The organism is Saccharothrix luteola (assembly GCF_020859565.1).
GTDB lineage: Bacteria > Actinomycetota > Actinomycetes > Mycobacteriales > Pseudonocardiaceae > Actinosynnema > Actinosynnema luteola.
This window is the reverse complement of the sequence record NZ_JAJHUO010000004.1, coordinates 51,328-78,242: the sequence shown is the minus strand read 5'-3', so window position 1 is coordinate 78,242 and position 26,915 is coordinate 51,328. Positions and strand designations below refer to the sequence as shown.

28 protein-coding genes and 2 tRNA genes are annotated in these 26,915 nt (G+C 67.8%); 20 read left to right on the top strand and 10 right to left on the bottom strand.

What is annotated here, in order from left to right; all coding sequences use genetic code 11:
- Positions 1 to 40 precede the first annotated feature (40 nt).
- The gene (locus tag LNK82_RS05835; RefSeq protein WP_230565896.1) at positions 41 to 1,249 is read right to left on the bottom strand and encodes a GNAT family N-acetyltransferase; all 1,209 of its coding nucleotides are present in this window, start codon (positions 1,247 to 1,249) and stop codon (positions 41 to 43) included.
- A gap of 84 nt (positions 1,250 to 1,333) precedes the next feature.
- Here LNK82_RS05835 and LNK82_RS05830 point away from each other — a divergent pair, with 84 nt between their 5' ends.
- The gene (locus LNK82_RS05830) at positions 1,334 to 2,053 is read left to right on the top strand and encodes a maleylpyruvate isomerase family mycothiol-dependent enzyme (protein WP_230565895.1); all 720 of its coding nucleotides are present in this window, start codon (positions 1,334 to 1,336) and stop codon (positions 2,051 to 2,053) included.
- A 166-nt stretch (positions 2,054 to 2,219) separates the two neighbouring features.
- On the opposite strand, the gene LNK82_RS05825 is transcribed toward LNK82_RS05830, so the two are convergent.
- Entirely contained in the window at positions 2,220 to 2,567 is a 348-nt protein-coding gene (locus LNK82_RS05825) for a VOC family protein (protein ID WP_230565894.1), read from the bottom strand.
- 752 nt (positions 2,568 to 3,319) lie between these two features.
- Between LNK82_RS05825 and LNK82_RS05820 the strand changes: the two genes are divergently transcribed.
- The 3 genes from LNK82_RS05820 to LNK82_RS05810 all read left to right on the top strand — a co-directional run bounded on the left by LNK82_RS05820 (position 3,320) and on the right by LNK82_RS05810 (position 5,719).
- Positions 3,320 to 3,559 carry a DUF2188 domain-containing protein gene (locus LNK82_RS05820; protein ID WP_204841906.1) on the top strand — a complete coding sequence of 80 codons (240 nt, stop codon included), beginning with the start codon at positions 3,320 to 3,322 and terminating at the stop codon, positions 3,557 to 3,559.
- A gap of 348 nt (positions 3,560 to 3,907) precedes the next feature.
- Entirely contained in the window at positions 3,908 to 5,119 is a 1,212-nt protein-coding gene (locus LNK82_RS05815) for a Shedu immune nuclease family protein (protein WP_230565893.1), read from the top strand.
- Between the two features lie 42 nt (positions 5,120 to 5,161).
- Positions 5,162 to 5,719 carry an HD domain-containing protein gene (locus LNK82_RS05810; protein WP_230565892.1) on the top strand — a complete coding sequence of 186 codons (558 nt, stop codon included), beginning with the start codon at positions 5,162 to 5,164 and terminating at the stop codon, positions 5,717 to 5,719.
- Here LNK82_RS05810 and LNK82_RS05805 read toward each other — a convergent pair.
- The gene (locus LNK82_RS05805) at positions 5,712 to 6,182 is read right to left on the bottom strand and encodes an NUDIX hydrolase (protein ID WP_230565891.1); all 471 of its coding nucleotides are present in this window, start codon (positions 6,180 to 6,182) and stop codon (positions 5,712 to 5,714) included. The two genes, LNK82_RS05810 and LNK82_RS05805, sit on opposite strands and share 8 nt — an antisense overlap.
- A gap of 12 nt (positions 6,183 to 6,194) precedes the next feature.
- Positions 6,195 to 6,938, bottom strand: a complete 744-nt coding sequence (locus LNK82_RS05800; protein ID WP_230565890.1) for a DUF5919 domain-containing protein — start codon at positions 6,936 to 6,938, stop codon at positions 6,195 to 6,197.
- A gap of 244 nt (positions 6,939 to 7,182) precedes the next feature.
- Here LNK82_RS05800 and LNK82_RS05795 point away from each other — a divergent pair, with 244 nt between their 5' ends.
- The 7 genes from LNK82_RS05795 (at position 7,183) to LNK82_RS05765 (ending at position 13,229) form a co-directional block, all read left to right on the top strand.
- The gene (locus LNK82_RS05795) at positions 7,183 to 7,551 is read left to right on the top strand and encodes a hypothetical protein (RefSeq protein WP_230565889.1); all 369 of its coding nucleotides are present in this window, start codon (positions 7,183 to 7,185) and stop codon (positions 7,549 to 7,551) included.
- A 30-nt stretch (positions 7,552 to 7,581) separates the two neighbouring features.
- A complete protein-coding gene (locus LNK82_RS05790) occupies positions 7,582 to 7,761 on the top strand; it encodes a hypothetical protein (RefSeq protein WP_230565888.1) in 180 nt (59 codons plus the stop codon).
- Positions 7,758 to 8,327 carry an AMED_5909 family protein gene (locus LNK82_RS47595; protein WP_308257167.1) on the top strand — a complete coding sequence of 190 codons (570 nt, stop codon included), beginning with the start codon at positions 7,758 to 7,760 and terminating at the stop codon, positions 8,325 to 8,327. Before LNK82_RS05790 ends, LNK82_RS47595 begins: the two co-directional genes overlap by 4 nt.
- 343 nt (positions 8,328 to 8,670) lie before the next feature.
- Positions 8,671 to 10,137 carry an FtsK/SpoIIIE domain-containing protein gene (locus LNK82_RS05780; protein WP_230565887.1) on the top strand — a complete coding sequence of 489 codons (1,467 nt, stop codon included), beginning with the start codon at positions 8,671 to 8,673 and terminating at the stop codon, positions 10,135 to 10,137.
- 26 nt (positions 10,138 to 10,163) lie between these two features.
- Positions 10,164 to 11,738: a replication initiator gene (locus tag LNK82_RS05775; protein ID WP_230566160.1), complete on the top strand. Its 1,575-nt coding sequence runs from the start codon at positions 10,164 to 10,166 to the stop codon at positions 11,736 to 11,738.
- A gap of 16 nt (positions 11,739 to 11,754) precedes the next feature.
- Positions 11,755 to 11,976, top strand: coding sequence for a helix-turn-helix domain-containing protein (locus tag LNK82_RS05770; RefSeq protein ID WP_230565886.1), 222 nt, complete (start codon positions 11,755 to 11,757; stop codon positions 11,974 to 11,976).
- Positions 11,973 to 13,229, top strand: a complete 1,257-nt coding sequence (locus LNK82_RS05765; protein ID WP_230565885.1) for a tyrosine-type recombinase/integrase — start codon at positions 11,973 to 11,975, stop codon at positions 13,227 to 13,229. The genes LNK82_RS05770 and LNK82_RS05765 overlap by 4 nt, the downstream gene beginning before the upstream one ends.
- Here LNK82_RS05765 and LNK82_RS05760 read toward each other — a convergent pair.
- Positions 13,201 to 13,271: transfer RNA gene (locus tag LNK82_RS05760), tRNA-Gly, on the bottom strand. The genes LNK82_RS05765 and LNK82_RS05760 overlap by 29 nt on opposite strands.
- A 61-nt stretch (positions 13,272 to 13,332) precedes the next feature.
- Between LNK82_RS05760 and LNK82_RS05755 the strand changes: the two genes are divergently transcribed.
- Positions 13,333 to 13,406 (top strand) — tRNA-Pro (locus LNK82_RS05755).
- A gap of 55 nt (positions 13,407 to 13,461) precedes the next feature.
- Here the strand turns inward: LNK82_RS05755 and LNK82_RS05750 are convergent.
- Positions 13,462 to 13,713 carry a hypothetical protein gene (locus tag LNK82_RS05750; protein ID WP_230565884.1) on the bottom strand — a complete coding sequence of 84 codons (252 nt, stop codon included), beginning with the start codon at positions 13,711 to 13,713 and terminating at the stop codon, positions 13,462 to 13,464.
- An 89-nt stretch (positions 13,714 to 13,802) separates the two neighbouring features.
- Positions 13,803 to 14,708, bottom strand: coding sequence for a LysR family transcriptional regulator (locus tag LNK82_RS05745; protein ID WP_230565883.1), 906 nt, complete (start codon positions 14,706 to 14,708; stop codon positions 13,803 to 13,805).
- Positions 14,709 to 15,874: 1,166 nt separating this feature from the next.
- Here LNK82_RS05745 and tig point away from each other — a divergent pair.
- From tig to LNK82_RS05720, 5 genes are all read left to right on the top strand, one after another.
- Positions 15,875 to 17,233 (top strand): trigger factor, encoded by a 1,359-nt coding sequence (gene tig, locus LNK82_RS05740; RefSeq protein ID WP_230565882.1) that lies wholly within the window; start codon positions 15,875 to 15,877, stop codon positions 17,231 to 17,233.
- 115 nt (positions 17,234 to 17,348) lie between these two features.
- Positions 17,349 to 17,957: an ATP-dependent Clp protease proteolytic subunit gene (locus LNK82_RS05735; RefSeq protein WP_308257165.1), complete on the top strand. Its 609-nt coding sequence runs from the start codon at positions 17,349 to 17,351 to the stop codon at positions 17,955 to 17,957.
- Positions 17,958 to 17,985: 28 nt separating this feature from the next.
- Positions 17,986 to 18,612, top strand: a complete 627-nt coding sequence (locus LNK82_RS05730) for an ATP-dependent Clp protease proteolytic subunit (protein ID WP_230565881.1) — start codon at positions 17,986 to 17,988, stop codon at positions 18,610 to 18,612.
- A gap of 207 nt (positions 18,613 to 18,819) precedes the next feature.
- Positions 18,820 to 20,100 carry an ATP-dependent Clp protease ATP-binding subunit ClpX gene (gene clpX, locus LNK82_RS05725; protein ID WP_106615123.1) on the top strand — a complete coding sequence of 427 codons (1,281 nt, stop codon included), beginning with the start codon at positions 18,820 to 18,822 and terminating at the stop codon, positions 20,098 to 20,100.
- Position 20,101: 1 nt separating this feature from the next.
- Entirely contained in the window at positions 20,102 to 20,749 is a 648-nt protein-coding gene (locus LNK82_RS05720) for an RBBP9/YdeN family alpha/beta hydrolase (protein WP_230565880.1), read from the top strand.
- A gap of 243 nt (positions 20,750 to 20,992) precedes the next feature.
- Here the strand turns inward: LNK82_RS05720 and LNK82_RS05715 are convergent, their stop codons facing one another.
- Genes LNK82_RS05715 through fdhD form a run of 3 tightly spaced genes read right to left on the bottom strand, consistent with a single transcriptional unit; the run spans position 20,993 to position 23,906 of the window.
- On the bottom strand, positions 20,993 to 21,859 hold the full coding sequence (locus LNK82_RS05715) for an alpha/beta hydrolase (protein WP_230565879.1): 867 nt from the start codon (positions 21,857 to 21,859) through the stop codon (positions 20,993 to 20,995).
- Positions 21,860 to 21,918: 59 nt separating this feature from the next.
- Positions 21,919 to 23,085: a CaiB/BaiF CoA transferase family protein gene (locus LNK82_RS05710; RefSeq protein ID WP_230565878.1), complete on the bottom strand. Its 1,167-nt coding sequence runs from the start codon at positions 23,083 to 23,085 to the stop codon at positions 21,919 to 21,921.
- Entirely contained in the window at positions 23,082 to 23,906 is an 825-nt protein-coding gene (fdhD, locus tag LNK82_RS05705; RefSeq protein ID WP_230565877.1) for a formate dehydrogenase accessory sulfurtransferase FdhD, read from the bottom strand. The genes LNK82_RS05710 and fdhD overlap by 4 nt, the downstream gene beginning before the upstream one ends.
- A 66-nt stretch (positions 23,907 to 23,972) precedes the next feature.
- Between fdhD and LNK82_RS05700 the strand changes: the two genes are divergently transcribed.
- From LNK82_RS05700 to LNK82_RS05695, 3 genes are read left to right on the top strand one after another with little or no spacing between them, the layout of a single operon-like run.
- Positions 23,973 to 25,280, top strand: a complete 1,308-nt coding sequence (locus LNK82_RS05700) for an OFA family MFS transporter (RefSeq protein ID WP_230565876.1) — start codon at positions 23,973 to 23,975, stop codon at positions 25,278 to 25,280.
- Positions 25,277 to 25,384 (top strand): MFS transporter small subunit, encoded by a 108-nt coding sequence (locus LNK82_RS48575; RefSeq protein ID WP_443706253.1) that lies wholly within the window; start codon positions 25,277 to 25,279, stop codon positions 25,382 to 25,384. The genes LNK82_RS05700 and LNK82_RS48575 overlap by 4 nt, the downstream gene beginning before the upstream one ends.
- A 10-nt stretch (positions 25,385 to 25,394) precedes the next feature.
- A complete protein-coding gene (locus LNK82_RS05695; protein WP_230565875.1) occupies positions 25,395 to 26,915 on the top strand; it encodes a phytoene desaturase family protein in 1,521 nt (506 codons plus the stop codon).

Sequence of the window (26,915 nt, the reverse complement as noted above, 5' to 3'; positions counted from 1 at the left end):
CCGGAAAACGCCCCACGCCGGGTCGAGGTTCCCGAAACGGTCAGAACACCTCCGGGCAGTGGGGCTCCCGATCGCCCAACAGCGCATGTGACAGGGCGTTCAGCGCACCCGCGGTGACCTCACTCACCCGCTGTGCGCGCGCCAACGTCGCCAACCTCGTCCCACCTAGGTACGCGGCCCCCAACGCCTGCACGTCCAGCACGACGTCCGGGTCGTCGTCCACCCGTTGCACGGTCGCCTCGCCGTCCTTGACGGTGAACCGCCACCGGCCCGCGTTCCACGGGCAGAACTCGTCCGACAGCTCCAGCACCACGTCCACGTCGGAGAGGTAGCGGCGCAGGGGCAGCGCGCGGTCGACGTCCACGATCCGCACCCACAGCGAGTCGGACCGGCCGCGCAGCGCCAGCCGTGAGTCCTCCAGCAGGTGGACGCCCGGGTCGTCGGAGGCGGTGAAGAACTTCAGCTCGCCGACCATGTCGACGTCCAGCAGGTAGCGGTAGAGCGCCGCGTACGCCTCGTCGGTGCGTGCGGCGATCTCGCGCACGTGCAGCTCGTTGCGCGGGCCGCGCACCTGCCAGTCCGCCTTGATCCGGTAGACCGCGTAACCCTGCGGGTGCAGCACGTAGCGGTACGCGCTCAGCCCGTCGCGGTCGCGCTCGGTGTCGGCGAGGTGGTGGTCCCACGCGGCGTCCGTGCGGCTCAGCCACCCCGTCCGGGACGGCCGCAGGTCTTCGTACACGGCCTTCATGACCGGCATGGCCTCGTCGCGCGACACCTCGCGCACCCGTTCGCCGCCGGTCGCCACGCCGGGGCGGAACTTCGCGCCGTGCGGCACTTCGAGCCGGGTGAACTCGGCCGCGAGCCCGTAGCCGAACCTGGGGTAGATCGCCGCCTCCGAGGCCCACAGCGCGGCGATCGCCTCGGTGCCCTCCTCGTGCATGCCGTGCAGCTGGGCGCGCATCACGCGGGTGAGCACGCCGCGACGGCGATGGCCCGGTTTCACGCCGACCGACGTGACCGCCGCGACCGGTGTCGGGCGTGCTCCGGGCAACGTGATCTCACGGCTCTGGATACCGCCGCCGCCGATGAGCTCGTCGCCGTCGAACACGGCGTGGTGCCGGTCCGGCTCGAACAGGCCACGCCACCGTTCGAGCTGGTCCTCGACGCTGTCGGACAGGAACGCCGAGTTGACGACCCGCTGGAACTCCGGGAGGTCGTCCGCGGTGAGGGTGCGGAGGTTGAGCGCCATGGCACGTTCATACGCCGGTCGGCCGTCGTGCGCGATCCAATTCAGGGGTCGCGCTCGGGCCGTTCGTTCCGCGATGCTGCGCCGATGGATGCCCACTCGTTGGCCGGCGCGCTGCGCGTCGAAGCGGAGGCGCTGGCGGTCGCGGCAGATCTGGCACCACCCGATCGTGACGTGCCGGCGTGTCCCGGCATGACGGTCGGTGACCTCCTCGTGCACGTCGGCTCGATCCACCGGATGGTGGCGGAGTGGATCACCCGCGGCGCGCGTCCGGCGGGGTGGGAGTGCTCGCCGGGTGACGCCGACCTGGTCGACTGGTACCGGGTCGGCGCGGCGGCGCTGATCGCCGTGCTGGATCCGGAACGTGCCGCTTCACCTGCGGCGACGTGGTGCCCGTGGGACGGGACGTTGGGGTTCTGGGTGCGGCGGATGGCGCACGAGACGGCCGTGCACCGGGTCGACGCGCAGGCCGCGACCGGCTCCGCGGCGCCGTTGGAGCCGGGCTTGGCGGCGGACGGCGTCGACGAGGTGCTGCGCCTGTGGCTGGGCTGCCACCAGCCACCCGGCGCCCACACGTCAGGGCGAGCCGTGACGCTGCGTGTGCCGGGCCGGGAGTGGACCGTGGCGCTGCACGAGGGGATCGTCGACTACTGCCCACGAGCCGACCCGGCGGCCGTCGTCAGCGGCTCGGCGTCCGCGGTCGACCTGTGGTTGTGGGGGCGGGTGGGGGAGGAGCACGTGTCGGTGGAGGGGGATGTGGCGGTCGTGCGCGCGCTGCGTGCCGCCGTTGCCGCTGCTACGGGCTGAGTTCGGGGCGTGCTGGAGGCACACTGTGCGCGTGACCAAGCTGCGCGTGATCCTGAGATGCCTGGTGACCTTCGCCATCGGCGTCCTCATGGTGGTGCTGGCGATCCGCTTCGGCGAGGCGCTGTGGCGCGCTTTGACGTCCTCGTCCTGACTGGTCGCCTGCCGATCACCGCACGTGTGCCTTGACGAAGCAGAACTCGTTGCCCGCCGGGTCCAGCAGCACCTGGAAACTGCCCTGCTCGTCGGTCTGGACGCCACCCTGCGTCATCGCCCCGAGCCGAACGGCCTTCTCCGTCGCCTCGGCGATGTCATCCACGTCGACATCCAGGTGAAGCCTGTTCTTCACCGCCTTCGCCTCCGGCACGGGCTGGAACGAGATCCGCGGCCACCCGGGCGGAACGACGTGCGCCCACCCGTGCTCCCGATCGACCGGCTCCCCACCGAGCAACCCCGCCCAGAACCGCACGAGGCGTGCGGGGTCCAGGCAATCCACCACGATCTGGTCCAGGCGCATGGGTACATCATGAGGCCGGCGGAAGTGCGGGTTGTGGGAAGCAGCCCAGTTCGCGACCACTTCCCACAACCACGCGACGAGCCCGCACGTGCCAGGTGGTTGGCAACAACCCGTCAGCCGCGAGCGTAGGGGCGGACCCGCATCACCCGCCGACCCGAACCGTGCCCCAACAGCGTGAACCTCACCCACCACCACCCCCGCCGGGGCAGGCCGATTTTCCGGACTTCAGCTCATCGAGCCACTCCACAACCTGCTCAAGCCCGCGCAAGCACTCCCCACCAGGAGCCGCACGAAGATCAACCCCGTACAACCGGTCAACCTCATCCGCCCGACCGGACCGCCAAACCAAAAGACCGTCCACAAGGGACGGTCGGTGAGCGGTCCACCAGCGAGGGAGCAAGAGAGCGGGTGACGGGAATCGAACCCGCATGACCAGCTTGGAAGTGCGGCGTCAGCCCCAGCCCGCTGCGTCTGACCAGCTCTCGTCCCAGCCGCAGTTGACCGCTGTTGACCCTCGTTGACCTGGGCTAATAGCACGCTAATCGCACGCGACGTGGCGAGCGGACGTGGGCCTGGTTGTGCTCCATCGAGCAACTGCGAAGCCGTCCTGGCCTGCCGGACGGCCCCTTGCCATGTACAGAATGGCGTCAGTCAGTGCGGCCGTTCGGGTGAAGAGAACCCGTTCGAGTAGCGCACGCGCCGCCAGCGTCGATTGGACTACCAACGCTTGGTCCATGCTCCGAGGAGGCGTCATGGGTGACAACGACCGGCACGTGGTTCCCAATCCCGAGGGTGGTTGGGACGTCCGCAAGCCGGATGCCGCGCGGGCGAGCGCTCACTTCGACACGCAGGCGGAAGCCACAGCACGTGCACGAGAGATCGTCGCCAACACCGGCGGGGACGCGATCACCCACGGCCGTGATGGACGGATTCGCTCCCGGGACACCTCGCCGAAGGGGAACGACCCGAACCCGCCTCGCGACAAGCGCTGACGGAGCGATGGCAAGGCGGCGAAGCCGTCGCGGCAGTCGATCGCCGTGCCCAGCCCGACCAGGCCGGGTAACCGCGCGATCGTCCCGACTGGCGAACTGCCAAAGCCGCGACGAGCCGTGCCCGTCAGGGCAAGTGCGCCGCCATCCCAGCCACGTGCACCGACTCCGCGCACGGCCGACGGGCGGAGCGGAGCGGGAGCCCGGCGTGCCGTGATGCGGGGAGTCGGTGCCAACGTACGCCGGGCGTGCCGCGCTACTGCAGGCGGCGCGCGCCTTGATCCTGTATAGCTGAATTCGGCAACGACTGGCAGACGCAGTCATGGATGCATGGGAAACAGTATGCCGATTGTGAACCTCGGTGATGTGCGGCTCTACTATTTTTCGGTGGAAGACGACGATTTTTCGCAACTGAAAGTCAGGCTAGTAAAGCAAGATACAGGATTCAGTCACTTCTACGATGTAAAAACCGGTAGGACGGTCAAAGATTTCGTCCTTGACGACGGAAAGCAAGTTGCCACCCTGTGTCGTGTGACGTTAATTAAGAAAGATGGACGATACTCGCCGCGGATCAGGCTTTGGAAGCGCGATAAAACAAAAGTAGAACCCAATGTCGTGGCGATGGAAGTTATCGACGATGTCGTATCGACGCGCGAGGTTAAGGCGATTGTAGATACGAACGAGTGTCACGGAAACTTCTGGCGTGTGATCAACTTTTTGCAGAGCCTTTCTGTGGTCTCTCTGCCAGATAACCACTTTCGGCTTGTCGACGACGAGAGTGGTCAGCTTGCCCAACTTCTACAAGGTAAAGATAGGCGGACTGTTGTTGAGGCGGTTCGCGAGGCATTGGGTGCCCAGTTGACTGAGGCTGACATCAAGTTGCTCGCGAATCGAAAGAAGAAGCTCGAAGTATTCGGCATGCTTCTTACGGACGAACGGTTTTTTGAGGAGAAGCGCGTACGGTTCGGCAAGAACGGGAATAAGGCGGGCCCGGAAGCCGTATGGCAAAAGTTTTTTGAAGATAACACTTGGATTTTTGGTTACGGGTTGAACGTTGTTTCGTGTCAGGCTGTGAAAGATGGGAAACTTGAACAGATAACCACTGGCGCCAACCTGTTCGGTGGTGCGGGTAAGCGTATAGATGCACTGCTAAGGTCACGCGGTTTTGTTAGCAGTCTCTTGTTCTGTGAGATCAAGACGCACAAGACTCCTCTGCTTGCCGTCGAGGCGTACAGGCCGCCCGATGTGTTCCAGCCGTCTGATGAGCTTAGCGGTGGTCTGGCGCAGTTGCAGAAGACTGTAGACAAGGCCGTCAGAGATATAGGCGATGAGTTTCATCGCTTGTCGTCCCCTGATGGTACGCCGACCGGTGTAGAGGTTGCCGCATTGAAGCCGAAGCAGGTTTTGGTGATCGGAAGCTTGAAGGAGTTTGAGGCGGAGCACGGAATCAGTCGCGAGCGCGCTACGAGCTTCGAACTCTTCAGGCGCGGTGTTCTCGATACCGAAGTGGTAACCTTCGATGAGTTGTTCGAGCGAGCCCGATTTATTGTTCAAGATGTATGAGGTCCGTGTTGCTTGTGTCATGTTGCGGCTAGAGTACACCCTATGAACCTGTCCCGAACTCGCTCGCTGGCTCATGAACTGCTTGCTCACGAGCTGCCAGATCGTTGGCGTCATATCGAGGGCGTTGCGGCACGCGCAGGAAAGATTGCCCCATTGTTCTCGACCTTTGAGGCTGACTTGCTGGTGTCGGCATCGTGGCTTCACGACATTGGATACGCCCCGAAAGTGCACGCCACGGGGTTCCATGCTTTGGATGGTGCCAACTATCTTCGGCAGAAGGGTTGGCCCAAGCGGATCTGTTCCCTAGTCGCTCATCACTCTTGCGCATATCGGGAAGCTGAATTGAGGATGTATTCATCCGAGTTGGCGCAATGGGTTGACGAAAGGACGGCACTTCGAGATGCGCTTTGGTGGGCCGACATGACAACCGGGCCAGACGGGAAGCCGGTGGACGTTCGTCGCCGGATACAAGAAATTCAGGAGCGGTATGGGCCGGAGGATCTAGTGACGCTCTTTGTACGTCAGGCGGAGCCTGAGTTGGTCGCTGCGGTGGAGCGTACGGAGGCTCGGTTGCGGGACGCTGGGGTTGAGGTCAGGTGAAGTAGGGATCGGCGCGGTTGCTGAGGCCGTGGTCGATGCGTAGGCGGATTGACGGGTGGATGTCGAGATCGGGTAGGCGGTCAGGGTCTACCCAGTGGACTTCCTTGGATTCACTGCTTGTGCGCAGCTCGCCTCCGATGGGTTGAGCGCGGAAGCAGATGGAGAACTCCTGGCGGACCTCGCCGTTGTCGTAGGCGATGACGTGGTTGGGGTTGGAGTACAGGCCGACCAGGCCAGTGACTTCGACGTGGATGCCGGTTTCCTCTTCGACCTCGCGGATGACGGCTTGGGTGAGGGTTTCGCCGACGTCCTGGCCGCCGCCGGGGATGGCGTACTTGTCGTTGTCGGTGCGCCTGATCATCAGGAGGCGGCCGGTGGGGTCTTGGACGATGGCGCTGACGGCTACCCGGATGCTGTTGGGCTTCGGGGCGTTCGCGTCGTTGAGGTAGTCGGTCCGCGTCATGGTTCGACCTTGTCAGAAGGTGGCGCGCTTCGCTCCGGCCCAGACGGTCTCCAGGCTTTCGGAGTAGGTCTCGAAGAGGTCGCCCGCTGAGAGTCGGCGTAGGTGGAGGGCTGGGGCGTGGGCTCCGGGGAAGCCGTAGACGTGGGTGTTGACGATCATCTCGTCATCGAAGCGGAAGACGGAGTTGTAGAGAGTCGTCTTGTGGAGGCGGACCTCGATGCCGGGGACGTCGACCAGCGGGCGGACGAAGGCCAGGGCGTTGCGGATGCGGGCGGCGACGGTGCCCTTGCCTAGCTGCTCTTCCTCGCTGCGGCGGGCGGCTTCGCGGGCGGTGGGGTCACCGAAGAGGAGGCGGATCTTGGCGCCCTGTTCGGCCTTGAGGCGCAGCTCCTTCGCGAAGGTCGGGCGTTCGACCAGGAAGAGAGCCGCCAGGGATAGCACCTCGATGTGCTTGGTGGCGTCGTTGAGGAGTCGGTCCCAGAGGTCCGCGGGGATGTTGTTGCGGTGGGGGTAGACCTTGACCACTTCGGACTCGGCAATCTCGGCCTTGCGGTCCGCGGCTACCGCGTCAGGCCAGAGGTAGTTCTCGGTCTCGCGGACCATCGAGGCGATGGTGTGGCGGTGGCGGGGGTAGGGGACTCGGCCCTTGGTGATCCAGCGTTCGACGGTCTTGGGGTCGACGCCGGTGGCTCGGGCTACATGGTCGAGGTCCAGGCCGTTGCGGAGCAGGGCTTCTCGTAGGCGTTCGTTGGCCATGTGTACCCCCGTGGTGACGACTTGGGACGTCTTCAAGCTAGCAGGGACGTCCTTAGAAGTCCCGCTATGCGGTGCTTGCGTCCCGCTGAACAGCCGAAAGTGGTTGGTGTCAAGGTGCTGGACCAAGGGTCCAGCCGACGCTGATGACAGGAGATCGGCTGTGGCGATCAGTGGTGGGAGCAGGCTCCCGGCGACGCACGACTTCGTCTTTCCCCGTGGCGCGCTGGTGATGGGTGTTGAGCCGGTGCTCAGGTTCCAGTCGGCCGATGAGCGGGCGAGGGGGTTGCCGGTTCAGCAGGAGACGGACAAGGAGACAGGGCTGTTGGTGTGGTCGGTCCTGGTGATCGACCAGGCGGCGGAGCGCAAGACGGACGCCGTGGTGACGGTGAAGATCGCGGCTCCGCACCAGCCGGTGCCGCCGGAGGCAATTCCGGGGACGGACGTGCGGCCGGTGGTCTTCGAAGGGCTGACGGTGACGCCGTGGATCGATGACAAGGCGTGCCGGGGGAGCCACGGGGGTGAGCGGCACAGGTGTCGGGCGAAGCTCGGGTACAGCCTGCGGGCCTCGGGCATGAAGCCGGTCGTCGTCAAGTCCGCTGCCAAGGCGGCGTGACCGATGAGCAACGCCATGGTTCGACTTCACGTGACCGATGACCTGCCCATCCGGGCCTACCCGCAGACGTTCGCCGACCGGGTGGAGATTCGCTTCGGCAAGGCGTTCCCGGTCGTCCTGGTGGTCGAGAAGGACTCGATCAACCGGCTGCGCTCGGCGTTGCAGGACGGAGGGATCGCCCTGGGCGTCGAGGGGGACGAGGGGGAGTGACGTCGCTGGAGGAGTTGTGGTCGGCCGTGCAGTCGGCGGCGACGCTCCGGCAGGCTCATGACGCTCTGCTTGAGGTGGTGCCGTCACGGGAGGCCACGCGGGTGGAGTGGCGGGACTTCCACCAGCGGGCGGCCGAGGTATATCGGCGGGTCGCGGAGACTGATCGTGGGCGGCAGAGGGAGGCGCTGTTCCTCGCGGAGCAGCAGCGGGAGAAGGCGGAGAAAATCGCCCAGGCCCTCGCTGCTGATGCGGGGGCTCGCAGGCGGCGGAGGATCGAGCCGGGTGGGCCAGAGGGCACGGCGGAGTCGGTAGCTCGTGTGCCGCACCGGGTCGGTGATCCGAGGTATGCGGTGAGGCTGCGTGATGACGCGTTCACCAAGGCTGTGCGGTTGGCGGGGTTCCACTCGGACTACGCGTTGGCCAAGGCGATGGGGCTCAACCGGTCGACGGTGAAGCGTGCGCGTGACGGTGAGTTGCGGCCTGGTGCGCGGTTCATCAGCGGGGCGTTGAAGGCGCTCGCGCCGTTCGAGTTCGAGGACCTGTTCGAGGTCGAGACGAGCGAGTGACCGCGCGGGCGGTCTCGTTCGACGTGTGATCTGAATTGCTGGTTGGTGGGGTCGCGGGGAAACAGATTCGAGTCTTGGCGGGCTGAAGCTGTTTCCCTGCGACGCACCGACCGGAACTTTCGCGTGCTTTCGTTACCACACAAGGGATTCCGGTCATGTCGAGGCTATCGGTACGTGGGGTGCGCGCGTCAAGTCGACGCGGTGCTCCAACAGTGTGGAAGTTGTCCAACGGTCGCCCCTGTGGGGCGTGCAAGCGGTTCGGTGTCTATGCCCCGAACCAGCTCGTTTGTTGTGGCTGCCTGGGTTGGCTGCCGCTGATTTTCGCCCCCATTGGGCGTGTGCGATGAACGGCGGAAGGTGGGTCGACCCGGCTCCGTTCGAGGGTGTCCGGCCTCGGGTGCCGTGGTGGGTGCTCGTTCCCGGCAAGGCCAAGTGGATCGCGGCACTGTTGGCGCTGGTGTGGCTGATGGTCGTCGGGGCCGTGCGCCTGGTGCTCGTTGTCATTCGGTATCCGGTGGTCTCGCTGGTGGCGCTGTCGGCGGCCTGGTGCTGGTGGCAGTTCGGGCTCTCGCCGCTGGTGCTGGCGCTGTTGTCGCTGGTCGCCGCCCTGAGCATCTGGGCGGGCCTGGATCGGGGGTCGTTCCTGCGCCACGGCTGGTACCGGCTGGTGACCGAGTGGCGGCGGGCGACGGTCTACGTCCCGAAGTGGCGATCGGTGATGCGGCTGGCTGACCTCGCCAAGCGGGACCGTGGGCGCGAGTACCGGCCGAAGCTGCGCCGGGTCCGTTCTGAGGGCTGGCGGGATCGCGTCCGTGTGCGGATGGTGCCCGCGCAATCGCCTGAGATGTGGGAGCTGCGGCGGGATGGCCTGGCGCAACCGTTCGGCGCTCGCTCGTGTCGGGTGCGGGTGCTGTGGCCGAGGGTGATTGAGCTGGACTTCGTTCACCGTGACCCGCTGCTGCGTCCCCTGACAGTCCCGGCGCTGACGGATGCCGAGGTGGATCTCAAGCGGGTTGTCGTCGGGCGGACGGAGACCGGCAAGCCGTGGCGGCTGCGGCTGCTCGGGTCTCAGGTGCTCGTGGTCGGCGTGCCCGGTGCGGGGAAGGGCTCGGTGTTGTGGTCGTTGGTGTGGCAGCTCGCGCCAGCGATTAGGGCGGGGCTGGTGCGGCTGGTGGGGATCGACCCGAAGGGCGGGATGGAACTCGGGCAGTGCCCGGATGCCTTCGATCGCGTCGTGTACGACAACGGACCGGAAGCCGTTGTCCTGCTTGAGGAAATCGCCGCAGAGGTCAAAGAGCGAGCGACGCGGTACCGGGGCGTTCGGCGGTTGTGGGCGCGGTCAACCGGGGAGCCGTTCACGGTCCTGGTGGTTGATGAGTTGGCCGACTTGATCGCCTACCAGCCGGACAAGCAGCTCCGTGAACGAGCGGTGAGGGCTATCCAGACGATCACCTCACAGGGGCGTGCACCCGGCTACGCGGTCGTCGGCCTGGTCCAGGACCCGCGCAAGGAGGTCGTCGGGTTCAGGCACCTATTCAGTACCCGTGTGGCGCTGCGGCTGGACGAACCGCAACAGGTGGACATGGTGCTTGGCGACGGTGTCAGGCAGCGCGGGGCGGCGGCGCACGAGATCAGCGAGAGCACGCCCGGTGTCGCCTGGGTGAAGCAGGACGGGCAACGGGAGCCGGAGCGGGCTCGGGCCTTCCACGTCACCGATGCGGACCTTGTCGAGCTGAGCGTCTTCCTGGCCGATGCCGAGGTGCACGACTTCCCGACTCGGCCGGACGGCAGTGGGGAGGTCGCGGCGTGAGCGAGTACCTGACCCGCGCCGATCGGATGAAGCAGCCGGCGGCGCTGGACGTGACTCGGGCGGTCGCTGAGGAGCACGGGGTGTGCGTTCGGCCGCTGGCCAAGGAGCGGGTCGACCTGGACACCGGGCGGGTGGACATCGTGCCCGTGCCGTGCGGCTCGACCGTGGCGAGCGTGTGCCCGACGTGCGCGGAGAAGAACCGGCGGTTGCGGATGGCGCAGTGCCGTGAGGGGTGGCACCTGACCGAGGAACCCGACTTCACCCCGAACCCGCCGACCGAGGATCAGCGGGCCTTGGCGGCCTTCCGGGCCGATCTGGTCAAGGCGTACCGGGCGGCGGTCGAGGAGGGCGACGAGATCGGAGCGGAGGAGGTTCGGGAGGAAGTCGCCGGGGTTGATGAGGAGCTGCGGCAGCTCGGGGTCCGCGGGAAGCTCCCGGCTCTGGAGGTCCGGCCGCGGGCGGTGCGGAAGCGGTCGACGCGGCGGCGGCAGGATGCACCGAACCTGCCTCGGCGGCCGGTCGTCAAGCGCACGGTCGGACGGGTGTTCGGCGGCAAGTACCAGCCCTCGACGTTCCTCACGTTGACGTTGGACAGCTACGGCAAGGTGCGCAGCGACGGCACGCCGGTTGACCCGGCCTCGTACGACTACCGGCGGGCGGCTCGGGACGCGGTGCACTTCGCGGCACTGCTCGATCGGTTCGTGCAGAACTTGCGGCGGTGCGTCGGCTGGGATGTGCAGTACTTCTCGACGGTCGAGCCTCAGCGGCGGCTGGCGCCGCACTGGCACGCGGCTGTCCGGGGTTCGATTTCGCGTGCGGAGCTGCGGGCGGTCGCTGAGGCCACCTACCACCAGGTCTGGTGGCCCAACCACGACGAGATCAAGTACAGCGGCGACAACCGACCGGTGTGGGACTCGCGGGCGAAGGGGTTCGTTGACCCGGCTACCCGTGAACCCCTGCCCACCTGGGAGGAAGCCCTCGACCAGGTGGAGCATCCGGCGCACGTGGCGCGGTTCGGGGTGCAGGTGCACTCCAAGGGCATCCTCGGCGGCACGGAGGAGGCCGGGCGGCACATCGGCTACCTGACGAAGTACCTGACCAAGAGCATCGGCGAGTGCTACCAAGCCCAGACGTCCCGCCAGGAGGACCACGCTGAACGGCTCTGCGCAGAGCTGGCCGTGACGCCGTGCTCGCCGCAGTGTCCAGTCTGGCTGCTCTACGGCGTCCAGCCGCGTGGGGCTCGGCTGTCGATGGAGCCGGGCAAGTGCAAGGGCAAGGCCCACAAGCGCTCAACCCTCGGCGTCGCCGGGAGGCGGGTGCTGGTGTCGCGGAAGTGGTCGGGCAAGTCGCTCGCCGACCACAAGCACGACCGGGTCAAGTTCGTTCGGCAACTCCTGGCCGACGTCGGGATCAAGCAGGAGGAGCGACCCGCGCGGGTCGTGTGGAACAACGTCCAGCCCGGTGACCCGAACGTGCCCCCGAGACCTCACCTGCTGCTGCGGGCGGTCGCGGAGCGGCGCAGGTGGAAGGCGGAGTACACGGCGGCGCTGCTCGCGTCAGCCGGTGCGCAAGAGAGTTCGGCAACTGGCCAAGCGGCCTGATCTGGGGGGATCACCGATGCAAGAGAAAGAGCACTTCAGCGTGCCCGAAGCAGCTGAGTACATGAGCACGACCGAGCGGTTCGTCCGCCGGTTGATCGCGGAGCGGCGCATCCCGTTCCACCGGCTTGGACGGTTGATCAGGTTCAAGCGGGCTGACCTTGATGCCTTCATCGAGGCCGGTCGGGTCGAGGCGTTCGACCCCAACGCCGTTCGGCAACACCTGCGGAGGGCGTCGTGAGCGACAAGCGGCGGAGGTTCGGGCGGGTTCGCCAACTGCCTTCGGGGCGGTGGCAGGCGCGGTACCAGGGACCGGACGACAGGCAGCACACCGCGCCGATGACGTTCGAGCGCGAGAAGGATGCCGACCGGTGGCTTGCCGCCGTGGAAACGGACATTTCGCGCGACGACTGGACCAACCCGGACGCGGGCAAGATCAAACTTCGGGTCTACGCAGAGGCGTGGATCAAGGAGCGGGACCTGGCGGTGCGGACGGTCGAGCTGTACGACGGCCTGCTCCGCAACCACGTCGGGCCGAGGATCGGTGACGTGATGCTCGCCGATCTCACCCCGTCGCGGGTTCGGCGGTGGCGGAAGGAGATGCAGGACGACGGCGTGGGTGAGGTGACCGTCGCCAAGGCGTACCGGTTCCTACGGGCGGTCCTCAACACGGCGGCGGCACCGGAGGAACGGCTCCTCAAGCACAACCCGTGCACGATCAAGGGCGGCGGCCAGGAGCGGAGTCCGGAGCGGCCTACGGCGACGTTGAAGCAGGTGTTCCGGGCTGCTGATGCCATCGAGGAGCGGTATCGCCTGATGGTGTTGTTGGCGACGTTCGGCAGTCTGCGGTTCGCCGAGATGGTGGGTCTCAAGCGGCGTGACTTCTCGGTGGTCCACGATAGTGAGCGGACGTTCTGCGTGGTCCAGGTCGAGCGGCAGACTGTCCAGCCGGACTCCGGGCCGCTGTTCGAGGACGACCCCAAGGCCAAGAGCAAGCGGCCGGTCACGCTGCCGCCGTTCCTCGGCGAGGAGATCGAGGCACACCTCAGTCAGTTCGTGGACGACGACGAAGACGCCTGGGTGTTCGTCGGGCCGAAGGGCGGCCGGCCGAAGCGGAACAACTTCTGGCACATCTGGGACAAGGCGAGGAAGGCCGCGGGGATGCCGGACGTCCACCTGCACGACCTCCGGCACACCGGCAACACGCTGGCGGCGGAGACCGGGGCGACGCTCCGCGAACTCATGGATCGGATGGGCCACAGCTCCACCCGTGCCGCGTTGATCTACCTCCACGCGAGGGAGGAGCGCGGCCGGAGCATCGCGACGGGGATCGAGGCCCTGGTGAGCGCCGAGAAGGGCACGGGAAGTGAGAAGGGGCACGCGAGGGGCACGGAAGATCAGCAGAAAGCAAAAGACCGTCCACATGGGACGGTCCGCAAGAGGCCTACCAGGCATTTTAAGGGAGAGCGGGTGACGGGAATCGAACCCGCATGACCAGCTTGGAAGGCTGGGGCTCTACCATTGAGCTACACCCGCATCGCGCCTACCGGGGTGGGCGCGTGGTCAGCTTAGCCGGTCGCGATAGGCTTGGGTGGACCGGGGCGTGGCGCAGCTTGGTAGCGCACCCGCTTTGGGAGCGGGGGGTCGCAGGTTCAAATCCTGTCGCCCCGACGGTTGCCCTGGCCGGCCTCCTGGTTGGTCAGGGCTTTTCCACGACCCCGCCGGCTCAGCCGCCCAGTTCGTTGACGGCGGTGGAGATCGTGGCCGCTTGGCGTTCCAGGTCGTCGTCCGACGAGGTCTCGTCGACGCCTCGGGCCAGGAGTTCGGTTCTCGAGAGCAGGAGCATGGCTCCTCGGAAGCTGTCCGCGTCCAGGTCGTCCACTGGGATCACCTGGAGCCTGCCCTCGATCAGGACGAGGTTCGGGTCCGGCAGGTCGGACATCAGCAGCTCACGCAGGTCGCTCGCCTTGACGGTCATGGGTTCGTGCTACCCGGCACCCGCCCGGCGAAACGCGGGCCGTTCTTGAGCACACCCGCGCCCGGGTGCTCAAGAACGGCTCCCCAGTGTCATGCCGGAGTCGCCACCTGCTCGCTGACCACCTGCGCCGCCGCCGACACCAGCGCCGTCACCGACGGGTTGGTGGAGTTGTCCTGGCGCCACGCGAACTGGGTGTACACCCGGAACGGCGGGACCCAGGGCAGGCGGCGGAGCCTGCCGTCGCCCAGCTCGGCGGCGACCGTCACCTCGGGGACAAGCGAGATCCCCAGACCCGAGGCGACCGCCCGCTTGGCGGCGTCGATCGAGTCGAGCGCCAGCACCGGCGACTTCGACTCGGCTTCCTGCAGGCCCAGGGCCTGCTCGAACTGCTCGTAATAACTGGCGCCGTTCTCGGCCCGGATGAGCGTGCTCCCACGCAGCTCGTCCTCGGTGATCACCGAACGCCTGGTCAAGGCGTGGGTGGGACCGGCGACCATGACCAACGGCTCCGGGCACAGCACCGTCGTCTCCAACCCCTCGCGGGGCTCGACGGAGCCGATGAAGAAGGTGCAGTCCAGCCGCCCCTCACGCACCGCGGTCAGGTTGGCCTGGGTGTTGCGCGAGTGGAGTGAGATCTGGACGCTCGGGTAGCGCCAGCACATGTACTCGATCAGTGGTAGCAGACGGTAGTCGGTCAGACTCTGTGCGCTGCCGATGACCAGCTTGCCGTGTGGCTCGCCGTTCATCGTGATCGCTTTCCTGGCCTTGTCGGTCAGGGTGATGATGTTGCGGGCGAATGGTAAGAGCTCGACACCGGCAGAGGTCATCTGGATGCCGCGCGGAAGTCGTCGGAACAACGGCACGCCGAGGGTCTCTTCGAGTGCCTTGATCCGAGTGGTTATAGTGGGTTGTGAGCAATTCAGCGTGGCGGCTGCCTTGGTGAAACTGCCCGTTTGAACCACAGTTGTGAACGCCAAAAGCTGACGCGTCTCCATGGAGCTCCCCAACGGTGCGTGTAAGTGGTCCACGATGAGGCCTGTGCGGGACGGCATCGTGATCTCTTGTGCGTGGCGGCAGTTGACCTGGCTGCGCTTCTGCGTGCGCGTGGCCTGAGGTCGATCAACATCGCCGCGCTACCGCGAGGGGTGGGACGCGGTGGCCGGAAGGTGAGCCCGGGGCCCGTCGGACCCCGAAGTCACAGCCGGCGCCCAGTAGTGGACCTGGGATAGTGTTCGGCAGCGGCGGAATGGATCTCATCGGGTCATCGGCACCTTGTCTGGTAGGTGGTTAAAGAGCTCGATGACATTGTCTCGCTCGTTCCTGTCGGTCCCGGTTGCCGGTTGCGTCCGCTGCTGACCCCCCAGAACGTCCGGCAACGTGAATTATTGCTGGTCCAACATGCGGATCCGGGCGTCACGCTACCTGAAACCCACACTAATGGACTACGGCGGTTGGAGTCATCTCGACAAGTGAAAGTTTTCTGTCGAGCGCTACTCCAAACGGCCTCAATTCACTCTTTCTGGTGAACCTCCCCTCGCTGGCGGTTGCCGACTGTTAGTCGGCTCTACGACATACGTGTTACACGACTCCGTGCCGGCCTCGCTCGGTGATGACGCGCTCCGCCGTGGTCACGGCTCCCAGTGCCACTCGAATGGCCTAACGGATGGCTCTGTCGATCAGCCGTTGAGCCGCATAGGTGCACCCGATCCGCCCCTGGCGAGACCGCGAAAATGCGGTCTCGGGGTCTGGTCGGGGGACGTTGGCGCGCCGGGCGCGGGTGAGGCGGCGCGGCGGTCGGCGGGGCGCGCCGGGCCGGGGTTAAGAACCACTGTTGTGATTTTGGCCGCGCCGCGCGGCGCCCCGCGAGGGCGGTCCGGACGGGCGTCGGGCAGTGCCCGCGAGACGGCGCGGTCGAGTCGCCCGAACGGGCGAAATTCCACCGATGCCACGAATTCCGGCAACGTGCCGCAAAGGGATTCCCGGCGAGCGGGTATTGGCCCGACAATGGCCGGGAGGCCCCCGCGCGGCCGGTTGCGGCCCCCCGACCCGGGGTGCTAGCGCCACCACGCTGGCCGACCGCCTAGACTCAGGCGGAATCCCGGCGCGCCCAGACGCGTTCACGGGGTGTTCCGCACGTCATGCCCGTTACGAGGAGACCACGTTGAAGAGCACCGTCGAGCACCTGAGCCCGACGCGGGTCCGGATCAACGTCGAGGTGCCGTTCGACGAGCTCAAGTCGGACTTCGACCGCGCGTACCGCAAGCTGGCCAAGCAGGTCCGCATCCCCGGCTTCCGCCCCGGCAAGGCCCCCGCCCGCGTGCTGGAGAGCCGCATCGGCCGCGCGCCCGTGCTGGACGAGGTCGTCCAGGAGGCGATCCCGGCCAAGTACCTGGAGGCCGTCACCTCCGGTGAGCTGCGCACCCTCGGCCGCCCCGACTTCGAGGTGACCAAGATCGAGGACGGCGAGACGCTGGCGTTCAGCGCCGAGGTCGACGTCCGCCCCGAGATCACCGTCCCCGCCTTCGGCGAGCTGTCCGTGAGCGTCGACGACCAGGAGGTCACCGACGAGGACGTGGACACCCAGCTCGACGAGCTGCGCGCCCGCTTCGCCACCCTCACCGGCGTCAAGCGCCCGGCCGAGACCGGCGACTTCGTCGTGGTCGACCTGTCGGCGACCGTGGACGGCGAGGAGGTCGAGGAGGCCAAGACCACCGGCCTGTCCTACGAGATCGGCTCCGGCCAGCTCGTCGAGGGCATCGACGAGGCGCTGGTCGGCGCCTCCGAGGGCGAGTCCAAGAACTTCACCACGACGCTGGTCGCCGGTGACCACGCCGGCCGCGACGCCGAGGTCACCGTGGTGCTGAACTCCGTCAAGGAGCGCCAGCTCCCCGAGCTGGACGACGAGTTCGCCCAGCTGGCCAGCGAGTTCGACACGCTCGACGAGCTGAAGGCCGACCTGCGCACGCGCCTCGGCCGCGTGAAGAAGATGCAGCAGGGCGTCCAGGCCCGGGACAAGGTGCTGGAGGCGCTGCTGGCCAGCGTCGAGGTGCCGCTGCCCGAGGCCGTCGTCCAGGGCGAGGTCGAGGCGCGGGCGCACGACGCCATCCACGCCCTCGACCACGACGAGGCGCGCTTCGCCGAGTGGCTGGCCGAGCAGGGCCAGACCAAGGAGGAGTTCGACACCGAGGTGCGCGAGGCCTCCGAGCAGGCGGTCAAGACGCAGCTCGTGCTGGACGCCATCGCCGACGCCGAGCAGCTCAACGTCACCGACGCCGAGCTGACCGAGCGGATCATCTACCAGGCGCAGCGCTTCGGCATCAGCCCGGACGAGTACGTCAAGCGGGCCCAGCAGTCCGGCCAGCTCGGCGCGATCTTCGCCGACGTGCGCCGCGGCAAGGCGCTGGCCTCGGTCGTGCGCCAGGCCACCGTGACGGATTCGGCGGGCAACGCCCTCGACCTGGACGAGCTGTTCGGCGAGACGAGGTCCACTGAGGAGCCGGAACCCGCCAACGCGGAGTGAAGCCCTGAGCGAACGCGGGCGGTGTCGGGACGTCGACGCCGCCCGCCTTCGTTAAGGTCGTTGCTACGAGACTCTTTCGGCACAGTTAGTCAGTCGCAAAGATAGGCAGGCAGACGTGACGCAGCACTCTTTCCCGGAGCCCATGATGCGAGCGGCCTCGGGGATGAACCTCAACGACTCGGTCTACGAGCGTCTGCTCCGCGAGCGGATCATCGTCCTGGGGACGCAGGTCGAGGAGAACATCGCCAACCAGATCGTGGCGCAGCTCCTCCTGCTCGCCGCCGAGGACCCCGAGAAGGACATCACCTTCTACATCAACTCGCCCGGTGGCTCGGTGACCGCGGGCATGGCGATCTTCGACACGATGCAGCTGATCGAGCCGGACGTGGCGACCTACGCGATGGGCCTGGCCGCGTCGATGGGGCAGTTCCTGCTCTCCGCGGGCACGCCGGGCAAGCGGCACGCGCTGCCGCACGCCCGCATCCTCATGCACCAGCCCTCGGCGGGCGTCGGCGGCACGGCGGCCGACATCGCGATCCAGGCGGACATGCTGACCCGGACCAAGCACGAGATGGCCGAGCTGATCGCCCAGCACACGGGCCAGACGGTCGAGCGCATCATCGCCGACTCGGACCGCGACCGCTGGTTCACCGCCCAGGAAGCCTTGGAGTACGGCTTCGTGGACAAGGTGATCAGCCGCGCCAGCCAGGCGTCGACCAACTGACCGCGAGCAGAGCACCAGGAGACCTGAAGTGAGCCAGTTCCACGCGCCGCAGTCCCGGTACGTGCTCCCGTCGTTCGTCGAGCGCACCAGCTACGGCATCAAGGAGTCCAACCCGTACAACAAGCTGTTCGAGGAGCGCATCATCTTCCTCGGCGTGCAGGTGGACGACGCGTCGGCCAACGACGTGATGGCCCAGCTGCTCGTGCTGGAGTCGGAGGACCCCGACCGCGACATCCTGATGTACATCAACTCGCCGGGTGGCTCGTTCACCTCGCTGATGGCGATCTACGACACCATGCAGTTCGTCCGCCCGGACATCCAGACCTACTGCCTCGGCCAGGCGGCCTCGGCGGCGGCCGTGCTGCTCGCGGCGGGCACCCCGGGCAAGCGGCACGCGCTGCCGAACGCCCGGATCCTGATCCACCAGCCGGCCACCGAGGGCGTCTACGGGCAGGTCTCCGACCTGGAGATCCAGTCCAACGAGATCCAGCGCGTCCGCAGGCTGCTGGAGACCACGCTCGCCCGGCACACCACCCGGACCCCGGAGCAGGTGCGCCTGGACATCGAGCGCGACAAGATCCTCACCGCCGACGAGGCCAAGGAGTACGGCCTCATCGACAGCGTCCTGCCCTACCGGAAGCTCTCGGCGAAGTAGTCCCGGCGTGGCGTCCGACACGCCGAGCTGACCAGGGGTCCTGCTCGGCGAGGCGTGTCGGGGGCACGCTGGTCCTCCCGCACAGGCGGGTAGGACAGGTACCGTCGAGGGGAACGGGCGGACCCCGCACCCAGCGGGCACTCGCCACATCAGCAGTCAGGCGCACCTCACCAGGTCGTGCGCCGGAGGGGACAGAGGTCAGCGGTCATGGCACGTATCGGTGACGGCGGCGACCTGCTGAAGTGCTCTTTCTGCGGCAAGAGCCAGAAGCAGGTGAAAAAACTCATCGCCGGACCGGGTGTCTACATCTGCGATGAGTGCATCGACCTCTGCAACGAGATCATCGAGGAAGAACTCGCGGAGGCCGGTGACGTCAAGCTCGACGAGCTGCCCAAGCCCGCCGAGATCCACGAGTTCCTCGACCAGTACGTGATCGGCCAGAACGAGGCCAAGCGCACGCTCTCGGTGGCGGTCTACAACCACTACAAGCGCATCCAGGCGGGTGACCGCGGGCGTGAGGGCCGCGACGACGGCGTGGAGCTCGCCAAGTCGAACATCCTCATGCTCGGTCCCACGGGGTGCGGCAAGACCTACCTGGCCCAGACGCTCGCGAAGATGCTGAACGTGCCGTTCGCCATCGCGGACGCCACGGCGTTGACCGAGGCGGGCTACGTGGGTGAGGACGTGGAGAACATCCTCCTCAAGCTCATCCAGGCGGCGGACTACGACGTCAAGCGCGCCGAGACCGGCATCATCTACATCGACGAGGTCGACAAGATCGCTCGAAAGAGTGAAAATCCGTCGATCACGCGCGACGTGTCGGGTGAAGGTGTGCAGCAGGCGCTGCTGAAAATACTGGAGGGGACGACGGCCTCTGTGCCGCCGCAGGGTGGTCGCAAGCACCCCCACCAGGAGTTCATCCAGATCGACACCACGAACGTGCTGTTCATCGTGGCGGGCGCGTTCGCGGGCCTCGACAAGATCATCCAGGACCGGGTCGGCAAGCGCGGACTCGGCTTCGGCGCCGAGGTGCGGACCAAGGCCGAGGTCGACGCGGCGGACTACTACGCCGACTCGATGCCCGAGGACCTGATCAAGTTCGGCCTGATCCCCGAGTTCATCGGCCGGTTGCCGATGGTCGCGAGCGTCACGAACCTGGACAAGGAATCGCTCGTCCGGATCCTCACCGAGCCGAAGAACGCGCTGGTCAAGCAGTACCAGAAGCTGTTCGAGATGGACGGGGTCGAGCTGGAGTTCACCCGGACGGCGATGGAGGCGGTCGCGGACCAGGCGATCCTGCGCGGCACGGGCGCGCGCGGGTTGCGGGCGATCATGGAGGAAGTCCTGCTGCCGGTGATGTACGACATCCCGAGCCGCACGGACGTCGCCAAGGTCGTCATCACCGAGCAGACCGTGAAGGAGAACGTCAACCCGACCATCGTGGCCCGGCAGCCTTCGCGCCGGGAGCGTCGCGAGAAGTCGGCTTGAGTTGTCCCTCCCGCACACGCTGATCCTGCACGGCCTGGGTGGTTCCGGGCCCGAGCACTGGCAGAACTGGCTGGCAGGTGAACTGGCCCACCACGGTGGGTCCGTGGACCTGCCCCGGTTCAGCTCACCCGACGAGCCCGAGCTGTCGACGTGGCTGGAGGAGCTGCGGGCGCACCTCGCGGCGATGCCGGCGGGTGGGTCCGCGTCTGTGGCTGGGTCTGGGCCTGTGGCCGGTTCGGGTTCCGGGTCCGGGTCCGTCGAACGGGTGGTGGTGGCGCACTCGTTGGCGGTGTTGCTGTGGTTGCACCACGCGGCCGGTGAGTTCGATCCCGGGTTGAGGGTGGATCGCGTGCTGCTGGTGGCGCCGCCCGCGCCGGATTTCGCCGGTGAGCCGTTGATCTCCGGGTTCCTGCACCCCGTGCTGGATCCGACGGTGGTGCGGCGGGCGGCGGTGTCGACCAGGTTGGTGGTGGGTGAGGGTGACGCCTACTGCACGGTCGCGCAGGCCAAGGAGATGGCCGAGGCGTTGCGGGTTGAGGTGGACGTCATCGTGGGTGGTGGGCACCTCAACGTCGACGCGGGGTATGGCGAGTGGGGTGCGGTGTTGAAGTGGGTCCGCAGTGGGCGGGTGCCGGTTACGCCGCGTTGAGCGGTTAGCGGGTTGGGTGTTGGTTGGTTCGGGTCGGTTGGTGCGGGTTGCTTTGGGTCCTGTCCGGCTCGATTTGACATGGGGCCCTTACGGGCACCCCAGGCAGGCCAAAGCCGGGCAGGCCCGGCGGGAAAAGCGTCCGCCGGGCCTGCCCGGCTTCGTCCAGCCTATGGCACCCGAACCCATGTCAAATCGGGCCTCTGCGGGTCCGTTGTGGGTGTTTGGTTGGGCGCGGGGGGCGGGTCAGGAGGGGACGCGTTTGCCCAGGAAGCGGATGACGTCGGGGACGACTTTGCGGTAGAGGGTGTCGTTGTGGCCGCCGGGGGTGATGGAGGCGACCGACGGCTTGGCGCTGGCGATGAACTGGCGGGTGCCGGTGATGAAGGTGTCGCGGTCGCCTGCCCAGACGCCGATGGGGGCGGTGCCGAATTTGTCGACGTTCTTGAGCGGGTCGAGTGAGGACCACTGGTCGGGGCCCGTGAAGGCGTTGCGCTTGGACATCTCGGCCCAGTCGGTGAGCAGCGCTGGGGCGATGACGGCGATGGCGTTGGTCGGCTCACGGCGTTCGTGGCGCCTGCGGCCGTAGAGGAGTGCGCCGAAACCGCCCATGGAGACGCCGGTGCACGCGAACGGTGCGCCGTAGCCCCGTTCGGCGAGCCAGTGGGGGACTTCTTCGAGCAGCATGGCCATCGGGTCGTCGCCGGGGACGTTCTCGTGCCAGTAGTGGTCGCCGCCGTCCACGGCGACGAAGCCGAAGGGCGGGACCTGGCCGCGGCTGACGGCGGCCACCAGGACTTCCGACATGCCGCCCGGGGACGCGGTGCGGGCGGCGCCGTGGCGGCCGTGCAGGAGGATCGACATGGGCAGGTTCTTGGTGGGCACGCCGGCCGGTGTCATGATGAGCAGGTCGACGTCGCGGCCCCGGTAGTGGGAGTGGACGCGGTCGACCGTGACCACGGCGCGTTTAACGGCCGGCACGGGGCCCGCTACTCCCAGTGCGTGGCGCAGTGCCTCGGCCATCGGTGCGTTGCCGTGCCACGCGGCCGTGACGCCGACGGTCGCCAGGGCGGTGCCGCCCAGTGCGGTGAGCACTGTTCGCCTGCTGACCATGTGTGTCCCCCGTGCCCGATTCCCCTCACCACATCGTCATGAGCCGGGTTCGCGTTTCGTCAGATCGCCGAACGCGCCCGAAGTTCCGCGATCCGCTCCGCCGCGTAGCCGAGTCCGCGCAGCACGTGGTCGGTGTGCTCGCCGAGCGCGGGCACGGGGGCCGGGGTCCAGTGCCAGGCGGTGGAGTCGACGGGTGGGCGCAGGGCGGTGATCTCGCCGCCGGGCACCGGGATCGTGGTCTGGCGGTCGCGTGCCGTGAGCTGGGGGTGGTGGGGCAGTTCGGTGACGCCGCGGGTGAGGGCGGCGGGCACGTCGGCCTCGTCGAGGGCCTTGAGCAGGTCCGCGGTGGTCCACGGGGTGAAGTCGAGTTCGGCGTGCAGGGCAGGCCGGTTGGCCACGCGGGACGTGACGGTGGTGAAGCGGGGGTCGTCGGCCAGGTCCGGGCGGTCGAGGAGGGTGCAGAGGCGGCGCCACTGGGGGTCGTTCTGGACGGCCAGGTGGACGGTGCCGTCCGCGCACGGGAACGGGCCGTAGGGCGCGATGCTCGGGTGGTGCGCGCCGGTGCGCGGGGCGGCCTGGCCGGTGCCGGCGGCGTAGAGCATGGGCTGGTGCATCCACTCGGCCATGGCTTCGAAGAGTGAGAGCCGGAGGGTGGCGCCTTCACCGGTTCGTGAGCGGTGGAGGAGGGCGGCCAGGACGGCGGACTGGAGTTGCACGCCCGCGGCGATGTCGGCCACCGAGATGCCCGCGCGGGCGGTGACGTCGTCCTGGCCGGTGAGGTCGATGAGGCCGGTCTCGGACTGGACCAGGGCGTCGAAGGCCTTGCGGGACGCGTACGGGCCGGACTCGCCGTAGCCGGAGAGTTCGCCGATCACCAGATCGGGTTTCACTTGGCGGAGTGAGGAGGCGTCCACGCCGAGTCGCCGCGCGGCGGCCGGGGACAGGTTGCACAGGACGACGTCGGCGGTGGTGACGAGGTCGTGCAGGACCTCGCGGGCGGCCGGGTGCTTGAGGTCGAGGGCGACCGATTCCTTGCCGACGTTCGTCCAGGCGAAGTACGACGACACCGAGCCGCACGCGGTGTCGTAGTGGCGGGCGAAGTCGCCCCCGTCCGGGCGTTCGACCTTGATGACCCGCGCGCCCAGGTCGGCGAGCAGGCGGGTGGCGTAGGGCACGGCGACGGCTTGTTCGAGGCTGACGACGGTGACGCCGTCCAGCGGTCTCATGCGGTGATCCGGTCGTGGCCCGTGTAGACGTTCATCGAGTCGTCGCGCAGGAAGCCGACCAGGGTCAGGCCCTGCTCCTCGGCCAGGTCGGCGGCCAGGGAGGACGGCGCGGAGACGGCCGAGAGGATCGGGACGCCGGCCATGGCGGCCTTCTGGACGAGCTCGAACGAGGCCCGGCCGGACACCATGAGCACGGTTCCCGCCAGCGGGACCTTGTTGTTGAGCACGGCCCAGCCGAGGACCTTGTCGACGGCGTTGTGCCTGCCCACGTCCTCGCGGACGACCAGCGCCTCGCCGGTGGTGGTGAAGAGGCCGGCCGCGTGGAGGCCGCCGGTCGAGGCGAAGACCTTCTGGCGCTTGCGCAGCTCGTCCGGCAGGGCCGACAGGACGTCCACGTCGACGGTGCAGTCGTCGGCGGCGGGGGAGTGGCTGGTCTTCAACTTGACCGCGTCCAGCGCCGCCTTGCCGCAGACGCCGCAGGACGACGTGGTGTAGAAGTTGCGCTCCACGCCCGGGTCCGGTGGCGCCACGCCGTCGGCGAGGGTCAGGTCGAGCACGTTGTAGGTGTTGAGGCCGTCGGGCCCGGTGCCTTCGCAGAAGCGGGCGACCGAGATGTCCTCCAGGCCGCCGATGACGCCTTCGCTGAGCAGGAATCCGTGCGCCAGCTCCACGTCATGTCCGGGTGTGCGCATCGTCACGGTCAGTGCCTTGCCGCCTACCCGCAGTTCCAACGGCTCCTCGGCGGCCAGCGCGTCGACCCGTTTCCGGGACGTTCGTCGCGCATACGTGACCACTGGGCGACGCACGGTGACTCGCCCCATCGCGAACTCCTTCTCTTGGCTAAGTTTTTTCGCAAGCCACTCACCAGGTTACGGAGGTGTCGGGCAGTGGGTTTCCTGGACCGCTCTCGCACGATCGCCCCACCGGGCTGGAACCGCTGGTTGATCCCGCCCGCCGCGTTGTCGGTGCACCTGGCCATCGGTCAGGCCTACGCGTGGAGCGTGTTCAAGCCGCCGTTGGAGAGCTCACTGGACCTGACGGGGACGCAGAGCGCGCTGCCGTTCCAGTTGGGCATCGTGATGTTGGGGCTGTCGGCGGCGTTCGGCGGCACGCTGGTCGAGCGCAATGGGCCGCGGTGGGCCATGTTCGTGTCCGCCACCTGCTTCTCGTCGGGGTTCCTGATCTCGGCGGTGGGCGCGTGGACGCAGCAGTACTGGCTCGTGGTGGTGGGGTACGGGTTCGTCGGCGGCATCGGGTTGGGCATCGGGTACATCTCGCCGGTGTCGACGCTGATCAAGTGGTTCCCGGACCGGCCGGGGATGGCGACGGGTATCGCGATCATGGGCTTCGGCGGCGGCGCGCTGATCGCGTCGCCGTGGTCCGCGCAGATGCTGGAGTCGTTCGGGCGCGACAGCGACGGGATCGCGCAGACGTTCCTGGTGCACGGGCTCGTGTACGCGGTCTTCATGTCGGTGGGCGTGGTGTTGGTCAGGGTGCCCGCGGAGGTGGAGGAGCGGGCGGTGGTGCGTTCGGCGGTCAACGTGTCGGCGCGCAACGCCTTGCGGACGCCGCAGTTCTGGTGCCTGTGGGTGGTGCTGTGCTTCAACGTCACGGCGGGCATCGGGATCCTGGAGAAGGCGTCGCCGATGATCCGGGACTTCTTCGCCGAGACGTCCACGCCGGTGGCGGCGGGCGCGGCGGCGGGGTTCGTGGCGTTGCTGTCGCTGGCGAACATGGTCGGCCGGATCGTGTGGTCGTCGACGTCGGACCTGGTGGGGCGCAAGAACGTCTACCGGCTGTACCTGGGTGCCGGCGCGCTGACGTACCTGGTGCTGGCGTTGGCGGGCAACGCGTCGAAGCCGTTGTTCGTGGTGTGCGCGATGCTGATCCTGTCGTTCTACGGCGGCGGGTTCGCCACGATCCCGGCCTACCTGAAGGACTTGTTCGGCACGTACCAGGTCGGCGCGATCCACGGTCGGCTGCTGACCGCGTGGTCGTTGGCGGGCGTGCTGGGGCCGTTGATCGTGAACGCGATCGCGGACGGTCAGAAGGCGGCCGGGAAGTCCGGGCCCGACCTGTACACGGCGTCGCTGTTCATCATGATCGCGTTGCTGGTGGCCGGGTTCGTGGCGAACGAACTCGTGCGCCCGGTGGCGGCGAAGTACCACGAGCCGGAAGTGGAGGCGGTCCGATGAGCGGGCGGTGGTTGGTCGTGTTCGCGTGGCTGTGGGTGGGCCTGCCGCTGACCTACGGGTTGGTCGAGCTCATCCGCAAGGTGACGGCGTTGTTCACTGGTTAGAGTCGGCCGCGTGGATACCTACGACGTGGTGGTGGTCGGCGGCGGGCACAACGCGCTGGTGGCGGCCGCCTACCTGGCACGGGCGGGCCGCACGGTGCTGGTGCTGGAGAAGCTCGACCACGTCGGTGGCGCGGCGGTGAGCGAGCAGGCGTTCCCGGGCGTCCCGGCGCGGTTGTCGCGGTACTCGTACCTGGTCAGCCTGCTGCCGGACAAGATCGTGGCGGACCTGGGGCTGCGGGTGGCGCTGCGGTCGCGGTCGGCGTCGTCCTACACCCCGGCGGGCGACCTGCTGGTGGAGCGCGACCCCGGTGCGGCGACGGCGGCGTCGTTCCGGGCGTTGACCGGGTCGGACGCCGAGTGGGAGCGGTGGCGTCGGTGGTACGACGACCTGGAGGTGCTCGCCGAGGCGTTGTCGCCGACGATGCTGGAGCCGTTGTTGTCGCGGGAGCACGCGCGGCTGCGCGTGGACTCGGTGGCGCGGATGCGGCTGTGGGACCAGGTGGTGGAGCGGCCGATCGGCGAGACGTTGGAGGAGTTGTTCGCCGACGACGTGGTGCGCGGTGTCGTGGCGACGGACGGGTTGATCGGCACGCACACGTCGTTGCGCGACCTGAAGGCGAACCGGTGCTTCCTGTACCACGTGATCGGCAACGGCACGGGTGAGTGGCAGGTGCCGGTCGGCGGCATGGGCGCGGTGACCGGCGAGCTCCTGCGGGTGGCGCGCGAGGCGGGTGCGGAGATCGTGACCCGCGCCGAGGTGACGCGCGTGGACGTCGACGGTGCCACGGGCGAGGTCGAGTACGACGGGCGCACGGTGGGCGCGAAGTTCGTGCTGTCCGGCGCCGCTCCGTCCACTCTGGACCGGTTGCGCGGCAGGCAGGCGGCGACCGTCGCCGAGGGCTGCCAGGTGAAGGTGAACATGCTGCTGGAACGGCTGCCGCGGTTCCGCAGCGGGGTGGACCCGCGGGTGGCGTTCGCCGGGACGTTGCACGTGGACGAGTCGTACGGGCAGCTGGAGGCGGCGTACCGGGAGAGCGCGGCCGGGCGGGTGCCGTCGGTGCTGCCGGCGGAGATGTACTGCCACACGTTGACCGACCCGTCGATCCTCGCGCCGGAGCTGGTGGCCAAGGGCTGGCACACGTTGACGTTGTTCGGGCTGCACACCCCGGCGGCGTTGTTCGAGCCGGACAACGACAAGCTGCGGGACGAGCTGGTCGACCGGTACCTGGCCGGGTTGAACGCCCACCTGGACGAGCCGATCGAGTCCTGCCTGGCCAAGGACGCGAACGGCGAGCCGTGCCTGGAGGCCCGCACGCCGCTCGACCTGGAGGCGGAGCTGGGGTTGCCGCGCGGCAACATCTTCCACGACGAGCTGGCCTGGCCGTTCGCGGAGAGCGAGGACGAGGTGGGCCGGTGGGGCGTGGAGACCGACGTGGCGAACCTGTTCGTCTGCGGCGCGGGCGCCCGGCGTGGCGGCGGGGTGAGCGGGATCGGCGGTCACAACGCGGCGATGGCGGTGTTGGAGCGGTGA